The sequence below is a fragment of the Paucisalibacillus globulus DSM 18846 genome (genome assembly GCF_000482485.1).
Taxonomy (GTDB): Bacteria; Bacillota; Bacilli; order Bacillales; family Amphibacillaceae; genus Ornithinibacillus; species Ornithinibacillus globulus.
Window position 1 is genome coordinate 269388 of sequence record NZ_KI519436.1, and the last position, 24637, is coordinate 294024.

Below are 24637 nucleotides of genomic sequence, written 5' to 3' on the forward strand. Positions count from 1 at the left end.
ATTCGATGAAAGGGGAGCAAAGTTATTTTAAGATACGTTTTCAATTTACTTATTCCGCAGGTTCAAAATCTTCAAGAGAATCAACTTCCATATATGCTGGTACAGCTAATCCAATTTTAGCACCATCAAAATTCGGACCTAAATCTACAAACTCTCCTTCATACTCCTCATATAAAGCACCATGAGTTGTAGGTATCCATGGAGCCAGTGAAGCATCAGCTTCACCGTTTGAAATGGACTGGAACAATATAGCTGGATCAAGCGGAGTAAACGTAACGTTATATCCTTGTTGTTCCAATACAATTTTAGCTACATTTCCTGTAAATAATACTTCATCCCACGGCGTAGAAACTAATTCAATTGGAGTACTATCAGCTGCTTCGATTCCTTCTGTCCACGTTGTAACTACTTCTTGATTTTTATCCACCCACTGCTGTGCGACTTCAGGAATTTCTAACTCTTTGTCATTTGCCGTTAACAAGGCTGCTTCTATTTCTGGTACTTCAAATTGAATTCGATCAAGGATTTCATAGGCACCTGGTATGTCTTCCTCTAATCCTTTTCTCACTATTGTGATAGCTTGTTGCTCCTGACCAAATATTCCTTTGGGGTCATCGAGGTATTTTAAGTCCCATTTGGCAAACATATAATGAGGAGACCATGCTGTAATCATAATTGGTTCCTCGTTATCTATAGCTTCATCTAAGGCTGATAACATTGCTCCTGTTGATGATGTTTGTTGTTCCCAACCGGCAAGACTCTCATATTCTTCTATAGCTTGATTATTAAGTTCCGTTTGACCAGCTCCAGGTTCAAGACCAGTAATTGTAAAGTCCATTTTTTCACTATCGCTTTGTTGCTTTTCTTGTCCACACCCTACTAATACGATGGATAAAGTAACACTAGCAATGACTGCTAACCTTTTCCACTTTATCAAAAGAAATACACTCCTTTATCTAGTATTGCTATTATTAATAGCAATTTCATTAGTTGTCTTTAAGTGCTCCAAGTATATACATGGCCAATTAAAAACAATACTTACTTATATTCTAGGCACTATTTATATAGTATTCAAACGGCAAATAATTGAATTACTGTTCATAATATATGAACAGTTTCAAGCTGATAAACTTATCAAAGGAATTACCTATAAATCCTTCGAAATGCTCCAGCTTACACATGAATCTGTAAATGTACCAAACTATAGGGCATGTGTAAAGTAGGCGAAGATTATGATAAATACAAAGTTTTAATCCGCATATGGATTAACAACAAAAACGAGGCAGAATTTTATTCGCCCCGTTATTAAAATTTTACTCTTCCCGTATAAAACGGACACCATCGAAATCAAAAGTAAATCCCCATTCATTGTCAACTTCTACTATGGTCACACTGGCTTTTCCATTATCCTCTCGTCCAGATATAGACATTTTGGCATCTACGAAAACAATCATAAATGTATAGCCATCTGCTTCCAAAGTCTCCGCAATTTCAATGAACTCAAAATTATATTCCTCATAGTTTTTATGCCAACTATCAAATAACTCACGTATTTCTTTCTTCATACTATCGGATTGGAACTCCGGCTGTATCCACATCTGGTAGAAATTCTCGAAATCTTTCTCCATAATTACGTTTGTAACTTCATCTAAAAATGACTGAATGCGTTGTTCCAACTGTTCTTCCTCAGTTAAATTAGGACCTTTTGAATTGGAAGTAGTCTCCTTGTCTGAACAACCTGAAATAATTAGGAGGCTAATAAAACTAATGATTAATATAACCCTGTAGTTCATTAATAACACTCCCACTACTTATCATATTTTTGAATTATATGGTACAGAATGGAAATATATGTGTTAGAAATACAATGATTTGTCTGATAATGGTTCAAAATATTTATTTATAAATTTTTAAAATATTGTTATAATTGTTGAAACTAAAAAAAGGAGTTGATGGGATGAAACGCGAAGATCTAATTGCTCCAAAGAAGTACAACATAGCTATGGAAATCGAAAAACACGCAAAAGACGTTGATAGGAAGGCATTACTTTGGCTAGATGAACATGGGGAAAAGTCTGAAATTACATATGGTCAACTAATGAAAAATGTAAATAAAATCGGGAATGTATTTATAGAAAGTGGTTTGAAAAAAGGAGACAAACTCCTTGTAATGATTCCGAGAAGAATGGAGGCATATGAGGTTTACTTAGCTGCATTAAAAGTTGGTATTGTCGTTGTTCCTAGTTCTGAAATGCTAAGAACAAAAGATCTTCAGTATCGGATTAGCCATGGGGAAGTGAATGGTGTAGTTAGCTTCTCAAATTACACAGCCCAATACAAAGATTTGAACGAATATGACTCACTTATCAAGTTTTCAGTTGGGGAACCGGTAGCTGATTGGCTTTCTTTGAATGGATTAATGCAAGGTGCCTCAAGTGATTTGGAAATGGTGGAGACAACTCGGGATTGTATTGCGTTTATTTCTTATACTTCTGGTACAACGGGTAATCCAAAGGGGGTTGTTCATACACATGGCTGGGGCTATGCCCATTTAAAAACAGCACCAACTAACTGGTTATGTGTTAATGAGGGAGATAAAGTATGGGCAACAGCAGGTCCTGGTTGGCAAAAGTGGATTTGGAGTCCTTTTCTCTCCGTACTTGGTATGGGGGCTACAGGCTTTATTTATAATGGTAAATTTAATGCAGATAAATATCTCAGTCTATTAGAAGAACATGAAATTAATGTATTATGCTGTACCCCAACAGAATATCGATTAATGGCTAAAGTGAATGATTTGTCTAAATACAAACTACCAAATCTAAACAGTGCTGTTTCTGCTGGAGAGCCACTGAATGTCGAAGTAATCAACACATTCCGCCAATTTTTTGATGTCACTGTACGTGATGGCTATGGTCAGACTGAGAACACTTTATTATTAGGCGTGATGGAAAGTATGGAAGTAAAGGCTGGATCGATGGGGAAACCGACACCTGGTAATGATGTGGAAATAGTGGATGAGTTTGGAGAACCTGTTGGTGTCAACGAAGTGGGTGATATTGCAGTTCGTTTAAATAGCCCTGCATTATTTAAGGAATATTACAAAGACCCAGAACGCACTAGTCGTACGCGTAGAGGAGACTTTTATATAACCGGTGACCAAGCGCGAAAGGACGAAGATGGTTACTTTTGGTTTGAAGGACGTAGTGACGATATTATTATCAGCTCAGGTTATACAATCGGACCATTTGAAGTGGAAGATGCCCTTGTAAAACATCCATACGTGCAAGAATGCGCAGTAGTAGCAAGTCCAGATGAAGTTCGTGGAAGTTTAGTAAAGGCATTTGTTGTGCTAAAGGAAAATATTGAAGCTGATAAGGAGAAGTTAATAAAAGAGCTTCAGGATTATGTCAAAAGTCAAACGGCACCTTATAAGTATCCAAGGGAGATAGAGTTTATGAAAGAATTACCGAAAACAATCTCTGGGAAGATTAGGCGGATAGAGTTAAGGCAAAGGGAAAAAGAGAAACATGTTCAACAGTAACGTATGGGAAAAAGTAGCTTAGGGGCTACTTTTTTTATTTTAAGAAGGTAGTATCTGCATAAATTGAAGAATCAACCGATTAATGAAGATAGACAAAACCTACGTATAGTACTCCCGATTCTGCTCCAGTTGTCAGCTTAACCTCATTCGTAGCAATATTAATATCTTACTTATAAAATTTCACGAAAAAAAAATGAACAAAATACTTGAAAGTCAAAAAAGGTCAGAGTATAATGAGTTCATAAGGTCAAAGATAGTCAAAGTCAAATTTGATAGTGGTCTTAAAATGATATAGGAGGAATGGATATATGAAGTGTCAAAAATGTGGTGTAAATGAAGCGAATATTAATATGGCAATGCAAATGAATAATGAGAAGATGCAATTGCACCTTTGCAATTCATGTTTCCGTGAAATCCAAGATAATATGATGAGTATGAGTGGAAATGATTTCTTCCAAAATCCATATTTTAGTGGTGAAAATGATTTTGCATCGAACTTTTTTCAAAGTAATGGTCAAATGAATTCAAATACAACTACAAAAACGAGACAAAAACAAACAAAACGAAAAGGATTACTAGATCAGTTAGGTAGAAACTTAACAGATGCGGCTCGTGCTGGAAATATTGACCCAGTTATTGGTCGTAATCAAGAAGTGAAACGTGTTATCGAAACTTTAAATAGAAGAACTAAAAATAACCCAGTATTAATTGGGGAACCGGGTGTAGGTAAAACTGCTATTGCAGAAGGACTCGCACTTAAAATTGTAGAAGGTCACGTTCCTGCAAAGTTAATGAATAAAGAAGTTTATATTTTAGATATTGCATCACTTGTTGCGAACACAGGTGTCCGTGGTCAATTTGAAGAGCGTATGAAGCAATTAATTAAAGAATTACAAGAACGTCAGGAAACTATTCTCTTCATTGATGAGGTTCATCTACTTGTAGGTGCGGGTACTGCTGAAGGTTCTCAAATGGATGCAGGTAATATTTTAAAACCGGCATTAGCTCGAGGCGAATTACAAATTATTGGTGCAACAACATTAAAAGAGTACCGTAAAATTGAAAAAGATGCAGCTCTTGAACGACGTTTCCAACCAATCATTGTAAAGGAACCATCAAGAGAGGAAGCAGTATTAATCTTGAATGGAATTAAGGATAAGTACGAAACATTCCATGAGGTACGCTATTCTGATGAAGTAATCCAAGCATTTGTAACGTTATCAGATCGTTACATTCAAGATCGTTTCTTACCAGATAAAGCGATAGACTTAATGGATGAGGTAGGTTCACGGTTGAACTTGGCAAATGCACAAAATGATTCAATCTCTATTCAAAGTCATTTAGATGAAGTAGTAAAAGAAAAAGAAGCGGCAGCAGAGCAAGAAGATTATGAAAAGGCTGCAAACCTTCGTTATCAAGAAATTCAATTGCAAAAACAACTGGAAGCGGCAAAAGGCGAAGAACAGGTTATTGATGTTGACATTTCGGATATTCAATTGATTGTAGAAGAAAAAACAGGAATTCCTGTAACAAAACTACAAGCAGATGAACAAGAAAAATTGAAAAACATCGGAGAAAATCTACGTAAAAAAGTAATCGGTCAGGAAGCAGCAGTTGATAAAGTTGCTAAAGCAATCCGCCGTAGTCGTGCAGGATTAAAATCAAAAGAACGTCCAATCGGATCATTCTTATTTGTCGGCCCAACTGGTGTTGGTAAAACCGAGCTAACCAAAGCACTAGCAGAAGAATTATTTGGTACTCGTGAAGCAATGATACGTCTTGATATGAGTGAATATATGGAGAAACATTCCGTATCTAAACTCATTGGATCACCACCAGGATATATTGGACATGATGAGGCAGGGCAATTGACCGAGCGTGTTCGTCGTAACCCATATTCCATCATTCTGTTAGATGAGATTGAAAAGGCACATCCAGACGTACAAAATATGTTCTTACAAATTATGGAGGATGGCCATTTAACAGATTCTCAAGGTAGGAAAGTAAGTTTTAAAGATACCGTCATCATCATGACAAGTAATGCTGGGACAGGATTAAAACCAATTACAGTTGGTTTTAATCATGAAAAACATGAATCTGTTTCTATATTAGAGAACTTAAGTGCATACTTTAAACCGGAGTTCTTAAACCGTTTCGATGCTATCATTAACTTCAATGAATTATCAGAAGATAATCTAATGAGTATCATCGATTTAATGTTAGCTGAACTTACTACTACCATTAAAGAGAACAATATTGAAATCTCAATTACAAACGACGCGAAAAAAGCACTTGTTAAACTTGGATACGACCCTAAATTTGGTGCACGCCCACTACGTCGTGTTATTCAAGATAAAATCGAGGATCCATTAACAGATCTTCTACTAGAAGAAGAAAATGTGAATCATATTCACGTAGCGGTTAAGAGTGGTGATATAGTGGTAAATAAAGCTTAAACATAATAGAATGTAAAAATGCATTGGAGCTAGCTCCAATGCATTTTTGTATTTAATTAGGCAAGCAACAAGCCTACGTATTCATTAAATATGAATACTATTGAAAATAGATCCTAACATTTTCAATAGTAGACATCATAAGAGCCGTATTATACTTCTTTTCTACTGACTCTATGAAATCCTTATACTGCTCTTCTGATAGGGATTTTTGCCAAGCAAATTGGAAACGAAACAAATCATCCTCATTCTTCTCTAATGGATTAAACATCATATTCCCTTTTGTTATTAGCATATTTGCATGTGCAGCTAAATTTAGTAGTAATACTTCTAACATTTTTAGTTCACGTTCATTATAATCATGATCCACCTTTGAAACGGTCACATCAACTATAGCTACGTTAATAAAAATCTCCTCCTATAAGTTAGTTAAGCTGTTGTTTCCTCTAAAGAATGAAATAAGCTGCGCATATAAATTCCCCCTTTAACGATTCAATTTCTACAAATAGGTGGAAATTCCTTCATCTTCCTATTCTTTTTTTCCTAGATAGGACGCAAAAAATGAAGCAAATCCTAAAAATAGGAAGGAAAATGATAGATATTGCTCTTTAATCGGTACGTTATTTTCTACAAATAGTATGATACCTAACACAAGAGAAACAATCCCAACCCCAAAATTAATTTTTCCAAACAATGTAAGACCTCTAAACAAACTAACATCCCCTAATTTATCGTATATTTTCTCTTACGAATAAAAAATAAAAAGGTTTCAGATAATAATTCCCTTAGAACGTGAAAAGATAATAACTAACGAACTCTTTTCAAAGGATGTATCAGCCATGCTGCGATTCAGAAGTATTTTTCTATTTACTATTGCATTTTTCCTTACCTTTGCGGCGTTGTACAGTACACCTACCTATAGTCTGCCAGTTAAAAAAATGGAAGTACATTTTATAAATGTCGGGCAAGGGGATAGTATATTTGTAAAAACTCCAAATGACAAAAATATACTAATTGATGGTGGTCCCCCTAAGGCTGGAAAAAAAGTTGTTAACTATTTAAAGGAACTTGAGATTGAAAAAATTGATTTGCTAATTGCTACTCATCCAGACCGAGATCATATTGGAGGGCTCCCAGTTGTAATGAAAGATTTAAAAGTAAAGAAGGTACTGGATTCTGGAAAGCTTCATATTACAAGGGCATATGCAAATTATATGAACGAAATTCGGAAGCAAGAAATCCCACTGAAAGTTGCAAAAGTAGGAGAACATATTACAATTGATTCATTAATTGATTTTCAGATTTTAAATGCTTATAGCAAACGGAAAAACAATAACCAGTCCTCTATCGCTCTAAAACTTAGCTATAATGATGTGGATTTTTTATTTTTAGGAGATATTGAGGATAAACAAGAAGAAAAGATAGCAAAAAAATATGATGTACGGGCTGAAATTATCAAAATTGCTCATCATGGTTCAAAAACAAGTAGCTCAGAAAAGTTTTTAGAACATGTGGATCCAAATGTAGCAATTATTACCTACAGTAAATATAACGATTTTGGTCACCCAGTAAATCGTGTCATCAAAAAGCTATTCGATTTACAAGCAGAAATATTTTCTACTGCAGTTTATGGTGATTTAGTTGTTCATACTGAAGGAAAGCACTATCTAATCTATCCACAAAAAACACCCTTACATGGGCTATTAGAAAGTTAAGATAAAGGGATAATCTCCACCGCTTTAAAGTGATAAAGTGCTGGAGATTGTTCCTTTTTAATATTTTCTAATAATGTTGACAATAAATGCTAAGTGTTATATGGTTAGTTACATAAGTAATTAACCATTTAACGAAGGAGCCTGAAAATGAAGAACAAGTTGGATGACAACAAGCCAATATTCCTTCAAATCAAAGAACAACTAGAGGATTCAATTATAAATGACAATCTAAAAGCCGATGAACGAGTGCCGTCGACAAATGAATTTGCAGCATTTTATAAAATTAATCCAGCTACTGCAGCAAAAGGAATTAATGAACTTGTTGCTGAGGGTATCTTGTTTAAAAGAAGGGGTGTTGGTATGTTCGTTACGAACCATGCAAAAGAGCTTTTGATTGAAAAGCGTAAGAAAACTTTTGTTGAACATTATATTTTGCCATTAAAAGAAGAAGCTAAAAAACTTAATATTAGTGAAGCTGACTTAATGAATATGATGAAGGGGGAACAGGCATGAGGATTGAAGTTAACAATTTAACAAAGAAATATGGTAGCAAACTTGCATTAGATGCAGTGTCATTTATACTAGAGGAACCTAAAATATATGGACTTCTAGGTCGTAATGGTGCTGGTAAGACAACGTTTATGGAAATCTTAGCAGGCCAAATTATTGCATCTAGTGGAGATATTTTAATAGATGGAGAAAATTCTTTTGATAATCAAAGACTAACCGAATCGATTTGTTTAATTAAAGAAGGGGATAATTTTAAAAAGGATTTATCGGTGAAAAATGTATTAAAAGTTAGTTCTTATTTTTATCCGAATTGGGATGAAAGATTAGCCCATGATCTAGCAAAGGAATACAATCTTGATATAAAGGCTAAAGTAAAAGCGCTTTCTAAAGGAATGGAGTCAGCACTAGGTATTATTGTAGGCTTAGCTAGTAAAGCGCCAATTACTGTATTTGATGAACCATATATTGGACTTGATGCAGCTGCCCGGAAGAAATTTTACGATATTTTATTAAGGGAGTACGAGAAAGAACCAAGAATAATTATTTTCTCTACTCATTTGATTGATGAAGTAAGCCTAATGTTTGAAGAAGTATTGATTTTACAAGATGGAAAATTAGCATTACAAGAAGACGCAGATATTTTGCGTAATCGTGCTTGTGCGGTGTCTGGAACGATTCAACAGGTAGAGGAATTTATTAAAGACAAAGAAGTAATTACAACGAAAAAGCTTGCCGGAATGATGACGGCATATATTTTTGGGCATATGGAAGAAGCAGAAATGACTGGTCTTTCAACTGAAGGTGTACCGATTCAAGACTTGATGATATATCTCACAGAAAATAAGGGGGCTTAGCTATGAATAATCAAGTGAAAGGTCTATTATATTTTTACTTTAATGATCTTAAGCGTAGCATTTTAATATTTTGGTCTATTCTATTATTAGTTTTAGTAGTTGCCATTGCATTTGCTTATTATCTAATAGGTGTAGAGGATGGAATGATGGCGTTTGGTTTTCCATTTGCAATTTACTTTTATTGTGCTGTTTTAGGTTTTATAGCAGTGAAGGAATATATACCATTTGCTATTAAAGTAGGTGCTACTCGAAAAAATATTTTTAAAAGTCTGGGGTTATTCTTTCTAAGTATTGCCGTAACCAAAGCAATAGTAGCAAGTACGATTCAAGAGCTTGTAATACTCCTTGCCAATAACACAGATTTAACTTCCTTTATGTTTCTTCATCCAGCAATGGCTGTAGAGGATACTTGGATATACAGAGTATTAATTGACATTTGTGTTATGTTTTTCTTACTTTCTTTCATGTTTGTCATTGGTCTATTATTCTATAAATATGGGTTTGCTGGTGGGGGAGCTGTGGCGGGTGTCCTTGCAATAGGCTTACTTTTTGGAATTGCTAAAGGGTGGATTTATGAATTTGTTGCTGACCTTCTAAAGCAAACTAATATAATGTTCTTTTGTCAAATGCTAGGAATTGGGTTGTTGCTTTTCATCCTATCCTTTTTGATGGTTAGAAGGATAACGATTGAAAAAAGAAGCTAAATATGCGGGATAGTCTCTTTTTGCCTCATCACACTTCTAGAGTATCATTTTAAGCTTTGAATGGATATCATAATTCATTAAATCTGAGTATATTGCAGATGATGCTGCGATAACAACACGAAAAAGGAGAGTTTCCTCTCCTTTTTCGTGTTGTTATCGCAATAAGTTAGTCGGCGTAAATTAACAATGAAAATCAAAAAATGACTTGTTCGAATACCTTTTTGATAATTTTAACGATCTCTTCAGCTTCCTGTTTTGTTAAGGTAAATGGTGGGAATAAATGTATTCCAGTAGTACGGGGATGATTATAAAATGGATATACAATTAGTCCTTTTTGAGTGAAAATCTGGACTAATTCATTAATATGGCTATAACTGAGACATTCATAGGATTTTTTATTTTTGATTAATTCAATACCTATCATAAGACCTTTACCACGGGTTTCGGAGTAATTCTTATGGTTGTTGAGTGTAGAATGAATTTCACTCCTTAAATATTCACCCATATTCGTCACATGATTTAGTAACGTTGTATCATTAATTAATTGCAATGATCCTATTCCAGCGGCACAAGCCAATGGATTACCATTTTGTGTTGATAAATGATCGATTTGGGTATTTTGGTCTAAAAAAGCCTCATAGATTTTATTACTAATTAAAGTAGCCCCTAAAGGTAAATATCCATTATTTATTCCTTTAGACAAGCATATGACATCTGGTTCAATGTTAAAGTGCTCAAACCCAAACATCTTTCCAGTCCTGCCAAAACCGGTTGCTACTTCATCTATGACTAACAAGATATCATATTCCTGACAGAAATCTTTTAACATCTGAACATATTCCGTTGGAAGAGGAATTGACCCCCCTGAACCAAGTACGGGCTCCATTATTAGTGCTGCAATGTTTTGTCCTTCTCTATTAAATATATAATGTAATTCTTTCTCAATAACTTCAAGAATATTGCTATTATCTATAGTAGGATTTTTCTTTACTGGGGTAGGTAAAAATATCATACCGGATAAATTAGGGCCGTAGTCTTCAGATATTCCTCGATCTACTCCGCTGATGCTCATGGATCCATAATACGTACCATGGTAGGATAAGTCTAATGCGGCAATTTTATTTTTATGAGGTCTATTTTTTAGTTGGTTGTACTTACGGGCGATTTTAATGGCTAGTTCAGTAGACTCAGAACCAGTACATGTATAGACAACATTTACTATATTTTCTGGAACAAGCTCTAATAACAATTCCGCAAACTTTGCAGTAGTAGGGTTACTATGTTGTATTGGATTGACATAAGGGATTTCGTCTAATTGATTTATAATAGCTTCTCGAATTTTTGGATTACCATAACCTAATGAAACATTCCATAGGCCGCTTATCCCATCTATATAGACTTTTCCTTGCGTATCTTGAATGTATATTCCCTCCCCTCGTATTATTTCTGGTAATTTTGGTCCATATGATACGGGCTTTAAAGGGTGTACATATGGATAAAGCATTTTCTTTGTTCCCAATTATAACACCTCACTATTCTACTTTTTTATAAAACATAACCAAATAGTATTTCACATTGATAATCTACTAATGCTAATATAGCTAAACAGCCGCTTTAATTCAAGGAATATTATAATTTATGAAAATATTTTAAAAATTTATTTACTTATTTGCATAGAGGTGATAGAATTGAGACGAAATTAACAATACATAAAAAAGGTGTTGTTTATAGAGTGCTAGCTGTGGGATATGTGTATGAGGACACAAATGGTATGTTTCATATGATAAACCAATTATTAGGAACTACTATGAATGAACTAGATTCTATTGAATTAATTGATTTTAATGTTAACACACCAAATGATTTTTATTCCTTTCTTGAATACCTTAGCGTAACGGAGTATGTGGTTATTTGTGATGGTGATAGAATCCTTAAACTTGTGAACTTTTTAAACAGTAACTATCCTATCCGTTTCAATTTATATAATAATAATTTGGAATTGAAAACTGGTCATTCTACTAATCTGTTAAATAATAACCTCAAAGAATTGTTTCCTAACAAATTAGATACACTTGCTAATTTAGAAAAGGAAACATCCCCCATAAAGAATGAGTTGCATCTGATGTTAACTGGAAATTATCCATTAAACATTAAAAATAATCTTATAAAACATTTGTTTGTTGAAAAAACAGAACTATTACGTTGTATAGATAATAGTATTCTAAAGAATTGTGTTATCAATTCAATAATCTTTTATGATAAGTCAAATGTAAATATCGCATCCGATCTATTTCCAATCATGGTAAACCTTCAGAATGAGAAAGAAACAATAGAATCAATGAATCTAATTCATATGAGCAAAGAAGAGATTATGGAAGGGATAAAATCTTTTCAAAGTAGCGGGAAGGTGTTGAATAAACAGATCACCCAAGGCATTATTGATTATTCAGCGATAATGAACATGGAAAGAAATAATCGTTTATTTTATTTCGAGGAAGGCATCTACCGAGATTATGGTAGAAAGAACCTTATTACTACCAATTTTGATGAAGATTTTTACGAAATGGTAAACACAATAAGTTACATGAAGGCCAATATGATTACTCCAGCAATGGCAATATACCCCATGGTTATTAATATTTCAGCTTTACTAGAAAGACAGCAGATGTATATGGTAACCCCGTTTAATGCATTTTTTAGTAGTAGTTTTACTCAAAAACATAAAAATTTTAATTTAATTGGTTTAATAATAGATGACCAATATTATTTATATCACATTTCTCAAAACAAGAATTATAAAGTCAATAAAGTATACCTGCTTTTACTAGAGTTTTATTTAAAGAACAGTATGGATTCTATAGATTTAAAAAGCTACTTTCCTGATAAACTTGAAACCTTTAATAAAAAGTTCTATGAATTTATTGATAGGATTTCATAGAAACTTAAATGTTAAACGAGGTGTAGTTATTGAAAAATATTGTCATTATTGGTTCAGAGGGAACAATTGGCCAAGCTGTTAGAAATATTTTTAAGGATCATTTTCAAATTCGTATCGATAAATCTTTTAAAGAAGAAATATTTGAGGATACCCAAGTTATTCAATTATCTTATGATATTACATCTGATTCCGAGCTAGATAAGGTTTATGAAGTAATTAAAGAAAGAAAATTGACTATTGATGGTGTGATATATTTAGCGGGAGTTAATTATATGCGGAACTTTTTTACATCGTCATCAGACGCTTGGCAAGAAACATTTGATATTAATTTATTTGGAATTGTAAAATTCCTAAAGCGCGTGTATAACTTGTTTTCGTATAAAGTTTCCGTGGTGTGTGTTGCTTCTCAAAATGGGATTGTAGGACATGAAGATCGTATTGACTATGGACCATCCAAGGCAGCTATTATTCAATTAGTAAAGAATCTAACCGTTGATTTTGCAAAATACTCAAATAGGGATATTAAAATAAATTGCGTTTCTCCATCTTATGTATTAACAGAGGAAAATAAAGAATACTTTGAGAGTTTTCCAGGTGTAATGCTAGTTAATAGAATCCCTTATAAAAAACTTATAACACCTACCGAAGTCGCTAATGCCATCGAATTTTTAATGTCTGAAAAAAGCGATGGTATAAGGGGGCAAAATATCGTAATAGACTATGGATATACAGTTGTTTAATACTTTAAAGGAGGTGATAAATATGTCAAAAGTAATTGAAAAAGTCAATGAAAATTCAAAAATTGACCAATTGTTCGCAGATATCGAAGAACTTGAATTCATCGATATCAACGAAGCAACTGCTTTACCAGAGACAGCAGCTACTAGTGGTTCAGCATTTAGTAGCGGTTGTTCTACGTGTGGTTCAAGCTCGACGTGCTCTTCTACAACATGATTTTATTTCCAAGGTAAAACATGTTTTGAGTACTTAAGCTCAACTTTCTCTTCTACAACATGATTTCACTTCTATGTAAACATGTTTTAGAAGGGTTGTGCAATTTACTATGGGTTTGCCGACCCTTCTAAAAAATATTATACGATTTTATATAAATTGTAATTTCATGTAAAGGTTGTGACTTCGTTGTTCAAAATAAATTCTTTTGCTACACTAGTTTATTTTAAAAAAGATAGTGACAATCTGATTACAGCAGATAACCATTTTGATTTGTCCTATATACGTAATTACTTGGCTGAGCAAGGAATACATACAACACAATATCTTGAGCAAAATCCTAAATTAGTAAACGATCTATTAGATGATATGATTACCATTGGTAACAGGGTGTTTATATTTTATTTAGATGAGCAAAATTATGATATTACTCAGTTTTTTACTCAAAAGTTAAAGCAGATTGATTTTCATTTTACAATAATTTGGACAGGGTTAATCCCTAGTGATTACATGGAGTATATTTCTAAACAAAATTTTCATGACATGTTTATTTCTAATAACCTAGCGGAAGAGATATTCTCTGAGCTAATGGATTTAAGTAGTAACTATCCTAAAAAGGAAGCTACTTTCTTAACGAACAGGAGTGAGAATGGATCAATAAATCAAACTACACAATATACACCTTCTCCATATCAAACTGGAAATATACTAGCTAAACGAGTGAATAACTATAGTATTAGATTAGATTTATCTAACCTTAATAAATCTCTTGAACTAGAGTCCACCTACATAGCCAACCAACTTATTAAAGATTTCCGTTTGTTCCAATCGCAAGGTATTCAAGGTACTATCAAATTCTTAGATCATGACATTCTCGCTAATGTAGAATTATTCAACACCCTATTGAAGTCTATTAATTCAGAAGGGTATCCATTTACATTTTCGGGACAGGTTAGTTTGAACAAATTGTCAATCGATATCCTCAACACATTAAAACGAAGTAAATTTAATCAACTTGAAATCCATATACATGAATCAGATTATGAAGAAGCTCTTTCTAAAATATATACAATAGATAAGACAATAGATTCTGAAAAAATGAATATTTTGTATAGTATAAATTTACCAGAAAATATATCTATTGTAAAGAGGAAAGAACTATTTATTTTATTTGATAGGTTAGATGACATAGAGGGGATAGCTGAAAAAGTAAGGCTTTTGCCTCAGGGAGTCTCGGATGCAAATATAAATGGATTGAATTTACGGCGTGAATATCCATCATCGATAGTTCAAAATACGCTTAATCCATATAAAGCATTCTCTGCAATACCCGAAAGAGCCCTTATTAATGGATATGTATCTTTTTTAAGCGGCTATTACCCCTACGACTTTGGAGGAGGTAATAGTAAGCATATTGGTGTTCAACATAATTTCTTAAATCCTGCAACTTATAATAATTTAAGTAAGTTCTTAGGAATAAATAGTGCAATTATTAATCAATCAGAACAAAAAGATTCATTTCCTGGAGAGGAATTATTATATAGGAGTAACGGTGATTTCTTGCGTAAGAAGAATGATATATTCGACTATAACATGGCCGAGGCAAGAAAATATGGAACGTTTCTGCCACATTACCATCAAGTTTACAAAACTGATGATATGTATGTAGAAAAACTCCAAATAGACGATCATGATCGTTCAGTACAAATCAAAGTCCTAAAAGCACCTTATAGGAAAGCGAATGATTCCAGTCTATTGAATGACTACAATTTTTTGTCTATTCATACACAAGAAGACCTTGATCGCTTTCTACACGACATGGAGCACTTTATACAAAATGGACAGTTCCGTCACTTGTATGAGATATCAAGCTTATTAATGGATGGATGCAGGTGGGGGGGGCCTCGACAATGTACTCTAACGAAACTACATCGGTTCCATCTGGATGACAATCAAAATATCCTACCTTGTGGAGGGTGTAGTAAAACAGTTGGTAACATTACAAGCTCCTATATAAATGTGGTTGGTAACGCTGTAAAAATAACTGAAGAAGAGCAAGAAGTTCGAGGTTGTAGTAATTGTCCAGTAAAAGATAGTTGCTCCCAGTGTGTTATGCTACCCGATTTTATGAATAGGGAACAATATTGTGAAATTAGAAGGAAACACCACTATATAGATGAATACATAAATGCTTCCAATACAATCAAATATTTGCTGCAAAATGTATCTCTGTTCAAGGATATCAATTTTCAAGATGTAGCCGTATCTACATCAATGAAATCACATATCTTTTCAAATGATATTTCAGTAAGGAATTCTTTTGTAAAAGAACATATTTATCTTGTGTACATACAACAAACGCCAATTATCGTTGAAAGTAGAAGGTCTAAATTGTTAAAAATCAATTCCGTTGTAGCGATGGTGTTTGAAGGATTATTAAAAGGTGCCCCTGATGAAGCAATAAGCGAAGAATTAGTGAATAGATTTCAAATTAATCAAAAAGAAGCAGAAGCCATATATCAAAACACAATAGGTAGATTGCTAGAATTGAATTACATTCATAATAAGAAAATATCCGTAGTGAACTAAGTGAAAGTGTTTTTTTATGAAATATGAAGCATTAGAAAGTAGAACTAAAAAGGAGTGTTCTTGTATGCCTATAAGTATTTATAACTATGAGAAAGTTAAGATACCACTTATCTTAGAAATCACGAAGAATACTACTCTTAAGAACTTAAAAGATAGTTATTATCTTGATAATGATTGGCAGCATGGGCCTAACACAATGATCGTATTCCGTAATGGTTCTGAAGAGAAGTATTTGTTAGATGAATTAAAAGACTTTGTCCAAGAATATACAGATAGAAATCCAATAAATAAGGATTTTGTTAGACAAAGACAAGAATTATATAGAGAAAAACAAAAAACATTAGTAGAAGTTGAATATCGAGATAACGTTGATGCGGACTTATTATTTGAACATGGCCAAGTCCAAGTAAGACCTAAAAAGAGTGGAATCTATAATTCAAAAAAGCATCGCAACATCTTTGACCACTATAGAATTAGACTAAACGGAATATACTTAGAAATCTTAGAGAAGTTTAAAGATTTATCAGTCAAAGAAAAAGCACATCTGTTTTTATATCAATTCCGTTTTATAGCAACATTATATGAGGAAGGTCCGAAAAACGGTCATCTAACATTTTTATCCCATGCGCAAGGATTCTTATCCAATATTGAAGTTAGGGGGTTGAATAGTAATATCAAGGAGAGTTTTGAGAAAAAAAGAAGTGAACTATTTACTAACAATGACATAATACTACGAGATGATTTGAAAGATATAATGCTAGAGTGGGAAGCAAATTGGACTAGTATAGCTGAAGAAATGAATGAAAACTTCCGCAAAGAAAATTATGATGATTCCGAAGAGGGAGTTGGGTTAAAGCCACAGCTTGAGCTATTAAAAAGAGAAATTGCTCCTTTAAACAATGATTTTCATAGTGATTTATTAAGTTTAGATGAAACTGGTGAGCTGGAGCAATTTATTCATTCTAAAAAAATGCTTATATTTAGGGACATCGTAAATTTATTTTACTTAAGCCTCCCGTTATTTGAACAAAGTATGGCAGAGAAACAATTTTATGCCTACTCTGTTGTAAAATATTATGAAGCTTATTTTAATGGTGAAGTCCTTTATACTATCAAATAAAGGGTTGGAGGTCTAATAATGTATGTAAATCCGTTTATATTAAAAAGAGAAAATATATTAGAAAAAAGCGCCATCAAACATGAGTTTGATACGGAAATTTTTCTGGAAATAGATCATTTAGAGGGATTATTGAACGATTCCCGTGATGAAATCATTGATAATCTAAATGAACTACTAATGAAATCAAATAACTCATTACTGTTGAATGCTATTAGATATTTAAGAAAGAATAAGTTTCTTCGATTTGTTAATAGTTCAAATGAAATTAAAGAACTCGTTCCAGAAAATTTAAAGGAAGAAATTGAGAAGTTTAATAGTTTGTATAACCAATTTGTTTTTTTATCAGAGAGTGCAGAATCCATGTATAGCAATAGTTTGAAGGAAGTGAGGCAGCGATTTATTGATATCTTGAAAGAAAATTCCTCTATAGCAAACGGACTGCACATGGTTAACCCACAGATTTATTCTAAACTAACATCCTATTTACATACACCTCTTGAGGAACATAAAAGTAAACATCGTAAGGTAGAGGGCACATTATACAATTTCATTAGTCGGTCAGCTCTTAAAACAAGTCCGTTTAGCGATATAACAAATGTTGGTAGAGTTCAGTTACTTGATCAAAATATTGTTGCTGAAAACTACCATAAATCTGTTTCTTTAAATTATACATTTGTTTATAAAATGACATTTTATTATTTGTATAAATCTAATCTATTCATTGAAAATATTAACTATACCATTCCTCCATTTTCAATTTCCACAGAAAATGGGCAGCATTATATCGAGTTTCTTTCGAAAAAGGATAACACAGAGAGAGCCAAAGTGTATCTGTCTGAGGAACGTTTAGGAAAGTTAAAGATACCTAAGTCTCTTGTTGACCTTTTCAATGAGAAAGATATGGATAACTATTTAACCTTTGATGAACTTCACTCAATATTAGGTAAAGAAATTGCCAAAGAAAAAATACATTTTGTTATTCGTAACTATCTAAAAATTGGATTGCTAATACCAGTAATCGGATTTAATGAAAAAAATTACCAGGCTTTAGTTGCGGATGTCAAGAATAAGTTAGTTCACTTATTAGAAGAGAAATCCTATATCGAATTAATTACTTATCTTGATGAAATATATGACACGACTAAGCAAATTTCTTCTGCAAAAGAAATTCATGAAAAGCATTCCTGCTTTAATAAGCTAAACTCTATTTTGAAAGAAATTAAAGAACGTACAGGTATTAATTTTTCTTCTAATCAAGTCTTTTATGAGGATGGTTATTACTCAGATGTAGAATATATGGAAAGTAAGGTTCTGGATCAATTCATAAGTCCGCTCTTGCAAATACAGAAATTCACATTAATCTTCGATACTAGTATTAGATTACGTTATGAATTTGCTGCAAGATTAAAAGATTTAGGTACCCAGGATTACCTAGAAATGGATAGTGATTTCTTTTCTATATTGTTTGACCTATCAAAGGATATGATGAGCTATTGGGAAAATCCTGCATATATTGCCTCTGAACAATTTCATTCAAAAGATCTAAGGGAATTGGACAAATTAAAATTTGATTTTATGGAGGATATCAATACGCTTTGTAAACACGATGCGTCAAGTACTATCGATATCAAAGATTTGATTGATACATATATTCAAAAGATACCTGAGAAGATTCTAATGGAAAAAGGAATAAGTACTGGCGTCTTTGCTCAAATCAATCAAGACAACTTAATCATTAATTCGTTATATGAAGGGCAAGAAAGATATTCGGCTCGATTCATGAATTATTTTAAAGACTATTTAAATGAAGATGCCGATTACCGGAATTATATAAAGGATTTCTATGATGATAACAACTACTATGAATTAACAGATACATATGGTTTTAATGGCAATGTAAAAGAACAAAGACTTAGTAGAGAATGCTATACACTTGGGGTTGGAACCAGGAGATTCACAATGGAGAATAATGATTCCCTTCATATGGTGGAAGACTTTAAAGTGGACATACGTGACGGCTTATTCAGATTTATTGATGTGAATGGTGAGGAAGCGAAAATTTGTTTTAGAGGATCCTTGTCTCCAACCTATATGCCTGGGTATATTGCGATATTGTTACAAATGTTCACCTCTGGGGCGATGTATTATAAATTAGGCGAGATGGTTAAGAAAGAACATATTCCAAGAATAACGTATGGCAATATCATTCTTACTAGAAAGAGAGTTTGTTTAACATTCATCCAAGATGAATTAATTAGAAAAGAAATAGAAGGAGATTATGAGTATTATAAACGTTTGAATTTAGTTTTTTCAAAATTTGAACTTGATAAAGAATTCTTTATCGTAATTGATCGAAGCACACAATTAAATGATGAGGAACTTCTTAAGTTTAAACCGCTCTATATTAATATAGAGAATCCCTTATCTGTTAAAGTGTTTGAAAAAGAAATAGTTGATAAGTTTGATAAGTCCGTACTGAAGTTATTGTTCATGGAAGAGTATTTGAGTAATTCTGGTCCCTATGCGAAAGAATTAAATTATGAAATTTATCAGAAGGGTGGAGAGGAAGATGGAAGAGTTTTTAGTACTGAATCGGCAAAATTCAATGATTTACTTTGATGAAAATAAAAGTATTATAAAAACCTATTTTAAAGAGGTATCCATTGAAACATCACGAGAACAATATGAGTTCCTAATAGAAATACTAAATGCTACAAAAAATGAGATCGCAATTCGTGATTTAGTAGAAGAATACGAAGATCAAAAATATATAATGAAACTATTAAAAGTATTGTATGATGCAGGATCCATTTTACTCTATCCTGTTTCTAATAATTTATCATACTATTTCCAATATGGCTGGTTTAGGGTTCTGTTACAATATCTACCTACGAATAAAGATATTCTTCAAAGTTGCCGTTTATTGGTAGAAGCATCCGTTTATGTTACACAAGAAGTAGAACGACAATTACCCGAATTAAAGCTGTTATTACTAGAAAATGGTGTATCTGTTTCCGAGGAAATAAGAGGTGAACTGAATGATAATGATTGGGTCATTTGCATGGGGAATGATACTACGCATCAACAACATGTCATTGAGCTATCATTATCAATTGAAAAATTAGTCGGGGTAAAACGAGTCAACAATCAATCTTTATATCATCATAATATGGATAAGGACACTTTACTATTCAAAGAATCCTTACTATATAAGGTGGGACCATATTATGCTATGTTGTACATGATAAAATCAATCGTTGGTATATCCTTATCGGCTTTTTCTTTGAATAAAGAAGGAAAGTTTTATGAATATAATGTAGAAGTAGATAATTATAAGCAAACTGTGGAAGAATTTTCTTTTCCAGAACCCACACAATCAAAGGGAAATTTAGATTATATAGGAAGTTTTGAGTCATTCATTAATCGGAATCCTGCTATTCCGATTTCTGTTTCGGGTTGGAAGGATATTCATGGTGACTTATTCCAAATGGGATTTGCTACCTATTCCTTAACAGATAGTGTAACAAAGGATACTTTTGTTTATGCTGGTTTAGATTATATTGAAACAGCCATGAAATCTATTGTAAACGGTCTATCATACTATTTGAATAAGGATTTAAAACAAGTGAATTGGATCGTGTCTACTCCCGATTCTTATTATCTAGACAAAGTATTATTATTATTACAATATGTGGAAGAACCGTATGCGTTTTATAAGTTGGAACTATCGAATCATCCTGATAATAAATTTACCGAGTATTTACATACACTTAATGTTACTCCAGAGTTTTTTGTTAAGAAGTACAGCAACTCTAATTCTTATACGGTTTATCTATACGACCATGAAAATGACGAATTATATACGGATAGTAAAAAGACAATAACTATTGAAAATAAAATAGTTGAACTTGCATTACAATACATCTTATTAAAGAATAATCCTCAACAATCAATTTCAACTATTATAAGACCTATTGCCCATACAGAAATGGAAGAATTATTACGAATGGACTTTAGTATGTTAAATGGCTTTGAAGCGCCGGAAGAAAAAAGCTTTATAGAGAATGGACTACGTTTGTTTAAGTATTCTAACCTGCACACTGTAGAACATGCATGGAAGTATGAAGAACAATTAAATGAAATTAATTTGGTTGTTCGAAAGATTGAGGTGGAGACCAATCAAACAATTAGTGTCTAGAGAAAAGGGTTTAGTTACGCATGAGATTAATCAATATATACTTGTGGCATACGAATCTAATAAATTAGGTTGTATGGAATGTGTTCGAAAAAGGATACAAGATAAAGGTTTAAATCATTCTGTTTCCTTTAAGCCTGAAGTGAATCAACTTGATTCATTGATAGTGGAAGAACTAAAGCGGGAGGTTGTTAAGGAAGAAGGACATTACTATTTTGCCTATAATCTACTAACGAAAGAGATCAATAAACTGCTAATGATTAAATATCCTCAATGTAATGGTTGTAAGGTAGAGGAAACGATTGAAGAATTAGAAGAAAAGGCTATTATTCCAACAAATGATACAATGAATTACGGATATAGAGCAAAGTCATTTGATGAAACAATTCGTGTTTTTACTCGTGATATGGATAGCTTCTTACATCCACTGTTCGGTCTATTTGATACACATAGCCGGAACATTTCGGATAGTATGCCGCTTATCAGTTTGTACGTCACATTAGGAAGAAGAAAATTCGATGCACATGGGAGACAGGAAACTTATAAAGGCTCCTTCTTTACGGCTATGTTAGAAGGGCTTGAAAGGTTCCATGGAGTTGCACCTCCAACAACCAGTCGATATTATGCTAGCGAACAATCTCTTGCGAATCAAAAGGAGGATTTTGTATCGCTTTTTCGGTTTAGTCATTTACCTGAATCACTGTTCTCTGAAGAATTTGTGCAAGTTGAGGAATATTCAACGGATACCGATATTTTTTGGCGATATGCTTATTCTTTCAATCAGAAGAAATATAAGCTAATTCCGGAAGAGGTAATCTATTTCTCTACACATGACTTCTATGACAAGCCACATAATAAAAGGTACCTACTGGATAGTTCGAATGGTATTGCCTTGGGCTCAAATACAATTGAGGCAGCTCTTGGTGGTTTATTTGAAATTATTGAACGGGATTCCTTTTTAGTTCACTGGTACTCCAAATCCAGTCCAATAAGAGTAGAAGGAATTACAAATCTAGGAAATAAAAACATCAATTTGATGATTGCCTATTTGCAATCAATCGGATATAAGGTCCATATATTTGATGTAACACTGGAAAGTGAAGTACCTACTTTTTGGGTTTTAATAGAACTAGTAGAGGAAGATGAAGAAAAAATTGCCTTCTATACAACAGCTGGGACACATATTAATCCTGAGGATGCCATCGAATCCGCACTTGTGGAAGCGTCAACATCCATACGCTCATTCATGATGTATCAAAAAAGAATATATAAAGGGATTGTACCAACTGATTTTGTAGAGGATTATAAAAAAATAGTGAAGCTCGAGGACCATCTATACTTATATTCATCACCAAAGATGCGATTTGCTTTTGATTTTGCTATTCAAACCGATCGAGTAATGGATGCTAAGGAATTGGTAGAAAAACGCTCTACCTATTTAAATAAATTTTCCAATCAAGGGAAACTATTGGACACGCTTATTAGTAAGCTAACGATATATCATGAAATTTTCCAAGCTAATTTGTCGAGTAATACCCTAAAAAGTCTAGGCTTAAATTGCGTGAAAATAATAGTTCCAACCATGCAAAATATTGGCTTTGGTTACTTATACCAAAATATTAATCGCGACAGAATTAAACAAGCAGTTATGTTAAACGGTCTAAATGGCGAAACTGAGGTGATGAATCGTGAACCACACCCTTTTCCATAATACAAGTATTCGTAAATTAGAAAAGGACTATTATCAGAGCTATTCCGCTGATCGATATCTTAATACTGACGATTCTAGCTTTCATATACTAACCCCTTTTAGCAAAGAATACATCAATAAAGACAACCAACGATATGGTCATATCGAACAGTATACACAGTTAATTCATGATGTAATAGAACATACGCTTAAGATTAAGAGATACGATATTCTAAGTTATTATCATGATCATAATAACTCACCATCTGTAAGGAGTCTACACACTGCAAAATTACTATTTCTAATAGATGGATTATTCTATTACTACCATATTTATGATGATCAATTGTTGCTTGTCTCGCAAAGTGAAATAGATGCAAGTATTTATATGAAAGATAGATTATATATTTTCGGTTTAAGTGATGTACTTAATCTAACGAGATTTTATAGTGAATTTTCTCTGTATGCTTCACTTCTTGATGCGGGACACCTTCTATATAATGTGAAAAATGTTTTAGTTAATAAAAACATAGACTTTCTTCAACTTCAGAAATTTAATAGTAACTATTTATATGAAAATATCCATATCGATTCACGTTATAGCTATGTATCATTTGCTTTAGAGATAAGCCCTGAATATAAAGAAAGTCAACTAATGGAAAGAATACCCTATGTAACGGGCCATGATAAGAGGTTATCTGTCGACCATAATGAATTGAAACCAACAAAGTACTTAAAAGAAATTCTCGCACAGTATAATAGTTCACTAGATAGGGAAGGAAGATTTATTAATACCCATGAAATTCCCTCATTTCAATTGACCTCAACATTAATTAGAAATTCTGCACACACAACGATAGGGAATCATAATTATGGGGAAAAGTTTGAACAATTTAATCCAGTAGATGTACTTACTATCCTTAAGGACTCAAAACGCATATTTTCTAGTAATGGGATGGAGTATTGTTTTCTCATCAAATCAGATATTGGAGAATATATCTATTGGTCAGACTTAACTCGTACTAATTTAGAAATTGATTTTCGAAAGATTATGTACGATGATCATAAGTTTTTTGATTTTAAAACCTATAATATTGTATTTCTATGTTTCTCTGATAAGAACAAAGTGATCGAAAATGGATTACAGAATCAACTCATAACAGCATCGGAAATGATGCAGTTAGTGGCGTTATATTCTTCTTCTATAAGCTATGCATTTCGACCAATGAAAAATCACAATGATTATTATTTGAAAAATATCTTAACACTTGATGAGCAATACGAAATAAACTTCATGGGAGTAGTCTGTAACTCTCCTATTCAACAATTGAGTTATTACCTGAAGTAAACGAGTTAATAAATCGAACCGAGTTA

The 24637-nt window shown here is 32.9% G+C and carries 20 protein-coding genes; 15 read left to right on the forward strand and 5 right to left on the reverse strand.

Translation table 11 applies throughout. The features are described 5' to 3' along the window. Positions 1-49: 49 nt before the first annotated feature. Together K332_RS0115105 and K332_RS0115110 are read right to left on the reverse strand one after the other, a co-directional pair. On the reverse strand, positions 50-937 hold the full coding sequence (locus tag K332_RS0115105) for a glycine betaine ABC transporter substrate-binding protein (protein ID WP_026908221.1): 888 nt from the start codon (positions 935-937) through the stop codon (positions 50-52). Between the two features lie 376 nt (positions 938-1313). Continuing rightward, complete coding sequence (locus K332_RS0115110) at positions 1314-1793, reverse strand: hypothetical protein (protein WP_026908222.1); 480 nt, start codon at positions 1791-1793, stop codon at positions 1314-1316. A gap of 164 nt (positions 1794-1957) precedes the next feature. Here K332_RS0115110 and mbcS point away from each other — a divergent pair, with 164 nt between their 5' ends. Both mbcS and K332_RS0115120 read left to right on the forward strand, forming a co-directional pair. Continuing rightward, positions 1958-3544, forward strand: coding sequence for an acyl-CoA synthetase MbcS (gene mbcS / locus K332_RS0115115; protein ID WP_026908223.1), 1587 nt, complete (start codon positions 1958-1960; stop codon positions 3542-3544). A 308-nt stretch (positions 3545-3852) separates the two neighbouring features. Continuing rightward, complete coding sequence (locus K332_RS0115120) at positions 3853-6000, forward strand: ATP-dependent Clp protease ATP-binding subunit (RefSeq protein WP_026908224.1); 2148 nt, start codon at positions 3853-3855, stop codon at positions 5998-6000. A gap of 97 nt (positions 6001-6097) precedes the next feature. Here K332_RS0115120 and K332_RS0115125 read toward each other — a convergent pair whose 3' ends face one another. After that, a complete protein-coding gene (locus K332_RS0115125) occupies positions 6098-6367 on the reverse strand; it encodes a hypothetical protein (RefSeq protein ID WP_156914210.1) in 270 nt (89 codons plus the stop codon). 159 nt (positions 6368-6526) lie between these two features. Next, a complete protein-coding gene (locus K332_RS0115130) occupies positions 6527-6709 on the reverse strand; it encodes a hypothetical protein (protein WP_026908226.1) in 183 nt (60 codons plus the stop codon). A 127-nt stretch (positions 6710-6836) separates the two neighbouring features. Between K332_RS0115130 and K332_RS0115135 the strand changes: the two genes are divergently transcribed. From K332_RS0115135 to K332_RS0115150, 4 genes are all read left to right on the forward strand, one after another. Further along, entirely contained in the window at positions 6837-7712 is an 876-nt protein-coding gene (locus K332_RS0115135; protein WP_026908227.1) for a ComEC/Rec2 family competence protein, read from the forward strand. 147 nt (positions 7713-7859) lie between these two features. Then, positions 7860-8225 (forward strand): GntR family transcriptional regulator, encoded by a 366-nt coding sequence (locus K332_RS0115140; RefSeq protein ID WP_026908228.1) that lies wholly within the window; start codon positions 7860-7862, stop codon positions 8223-8225. Further along, entirely contained in the window at positions 8222-9076 is an 855-nt protein-coding gene (locus K332_RS0115145; protein WP_026908229.1) for an ABC transporter ATP-binding protein, read from the forward strand. The genes K332_RS0115140 and K332_RS0115145 overlap by 4 nt, the downstream gene beginning before the upstream one ends. 2 nt (positions 9077-9078) lie before the next feature. Then, positions 9079-9780, forward strand: a complete 702-nt coding sequence (locus tag K332_RS0115150) for a hypothetical protein (protein ID WP_026908230.1) — start codon at positions 9079-9081, stop codon at positions 9778-9780. Positions 9781-9973: 193 nt separating this feature from the next. On the opposite strand, the gene mpaD is transcribed toward K332_RS0115150, so the two are convergent. Continuing rightward, positions 9974-11299: a daptide-type RiPP biosynthesis aminotransferase gene (gene mpaD, locus K332_RS22665; protein ID WP_051359487.1), complete on the reverse strand. Its 1326-nt coding sequence runs from the start codon at positions 11297-11299 to the stop codon at positions 9974-9976. A 252-nt stretch (positions 11300-11551) separates the two neighbouring features. On the opposite strand from mpaD, the gene K332_RS0115160 reads away from it, so the two are divergent. From K332_RS0115160 to K332_RS0115200, 9 genes are all read left to right on the forward strand, one after another. Beyond that, complete coding sequence (locus K332_RS0115160; RefSeq protein WP_156914211.1) at positions 11552-12718, forward strand: hypothetical protein; 1167 nt, start codon at positions 11552-11554, stop codon at positions 12716-12718. Positions 12719-12747: 29 nt separating this feature from the next. Further along, the gene (locus tag K332_RS0115165) at positions 12748-13458 is read left to right on the forward strand and encodes an SDR family oxidoreductase (RefSeq protein ID WP_026908232.1); all 711 of its coding nucleotides are present in this window, start codon (positions 12748-12750) and stop codon (positions 13456-13458) included. A 22-nt stretch (positions 13459-13480) separates the two neighbouring features. Continuing rightward, positions 13481-13672, forward strand: a complete 192-nt coding sequence (locus K332_RS22670; RefSeq protein WP_036689053.1) for a thiazolylpeptide-type bacteriocin — start codon at positions 13481-13483, stop codon at positions 13670-13672. A gap of 186 nt (positions 13673-13858) precedes the next feature. Next, positions 13859-16258, forward strand: a complete 2400-nt coding sequence (locus tag K332_RS0115175) for a PqqD family protein (protein WP_026908233.1) — start codon at positions 13859-13861, stop codon at positions 16256-16258. Between the two features lie 64 nt (positions 16259-16322). After that, a complete protein-coding gene (locus tag K332_RS0115180) occupies positions 16323-17378 on the forward strand; it encodes a hypothetical protein (protein ID WP_026908234.1) in 1056 nt (351 codons plus the stop codon). Between the two features lie 18 nt (positions 17379-17396). Then, on the forward strand, positions 17397-19997 hold the full coding sequence (locus K332_RS0115185) for a hypothetical protein (RefSeq protein ID WP_026908235.1): 2601 nt from the start codon (positions 17397-17399) through the stop codon (positions 19995-19997). Next, on the forward strand, positions 19948-21576 hold the full coding sequence (locus K332_RS0115190) for a hypothetical protein (protein ID WP_026908236.1): 1629 nt from the start codon (positions 19948-19950) through the stop codon (positions 21574-21576). Before K332_RS0115185 ends, K332_RS0115190 begins: the two co-directional genes overlap by 50 nt. After that, positions 21515-23284 (forward strand): YcaO-like family protein, encoded by a 1770-nt coding sequence (locus K332_RS0115195; RefSeq protein ID WP_084288017.1) that lies wholly within the window; start codon positions 21515-21517, stop codon positions 23282-23284. Before K332_RS0115190 ends, K332_RS0115195 begins: the two co-directional genes overlap by 62 nt. Then, a complete protein-coding gene (locus K332_RS0115200; protein WP_026908238.1) occupies positions 23262-24611 on the forward strand; it encodes a hypothetical protein in 1350 nt (449 codons plus the stop codon). The genes K332_RS0115195 and K332_RS0115200 overlap by 23 nt, the downstream gene beginning before the upstream one ends. Positions 24612-24637 lie beyond the last annotated feature (26 nt).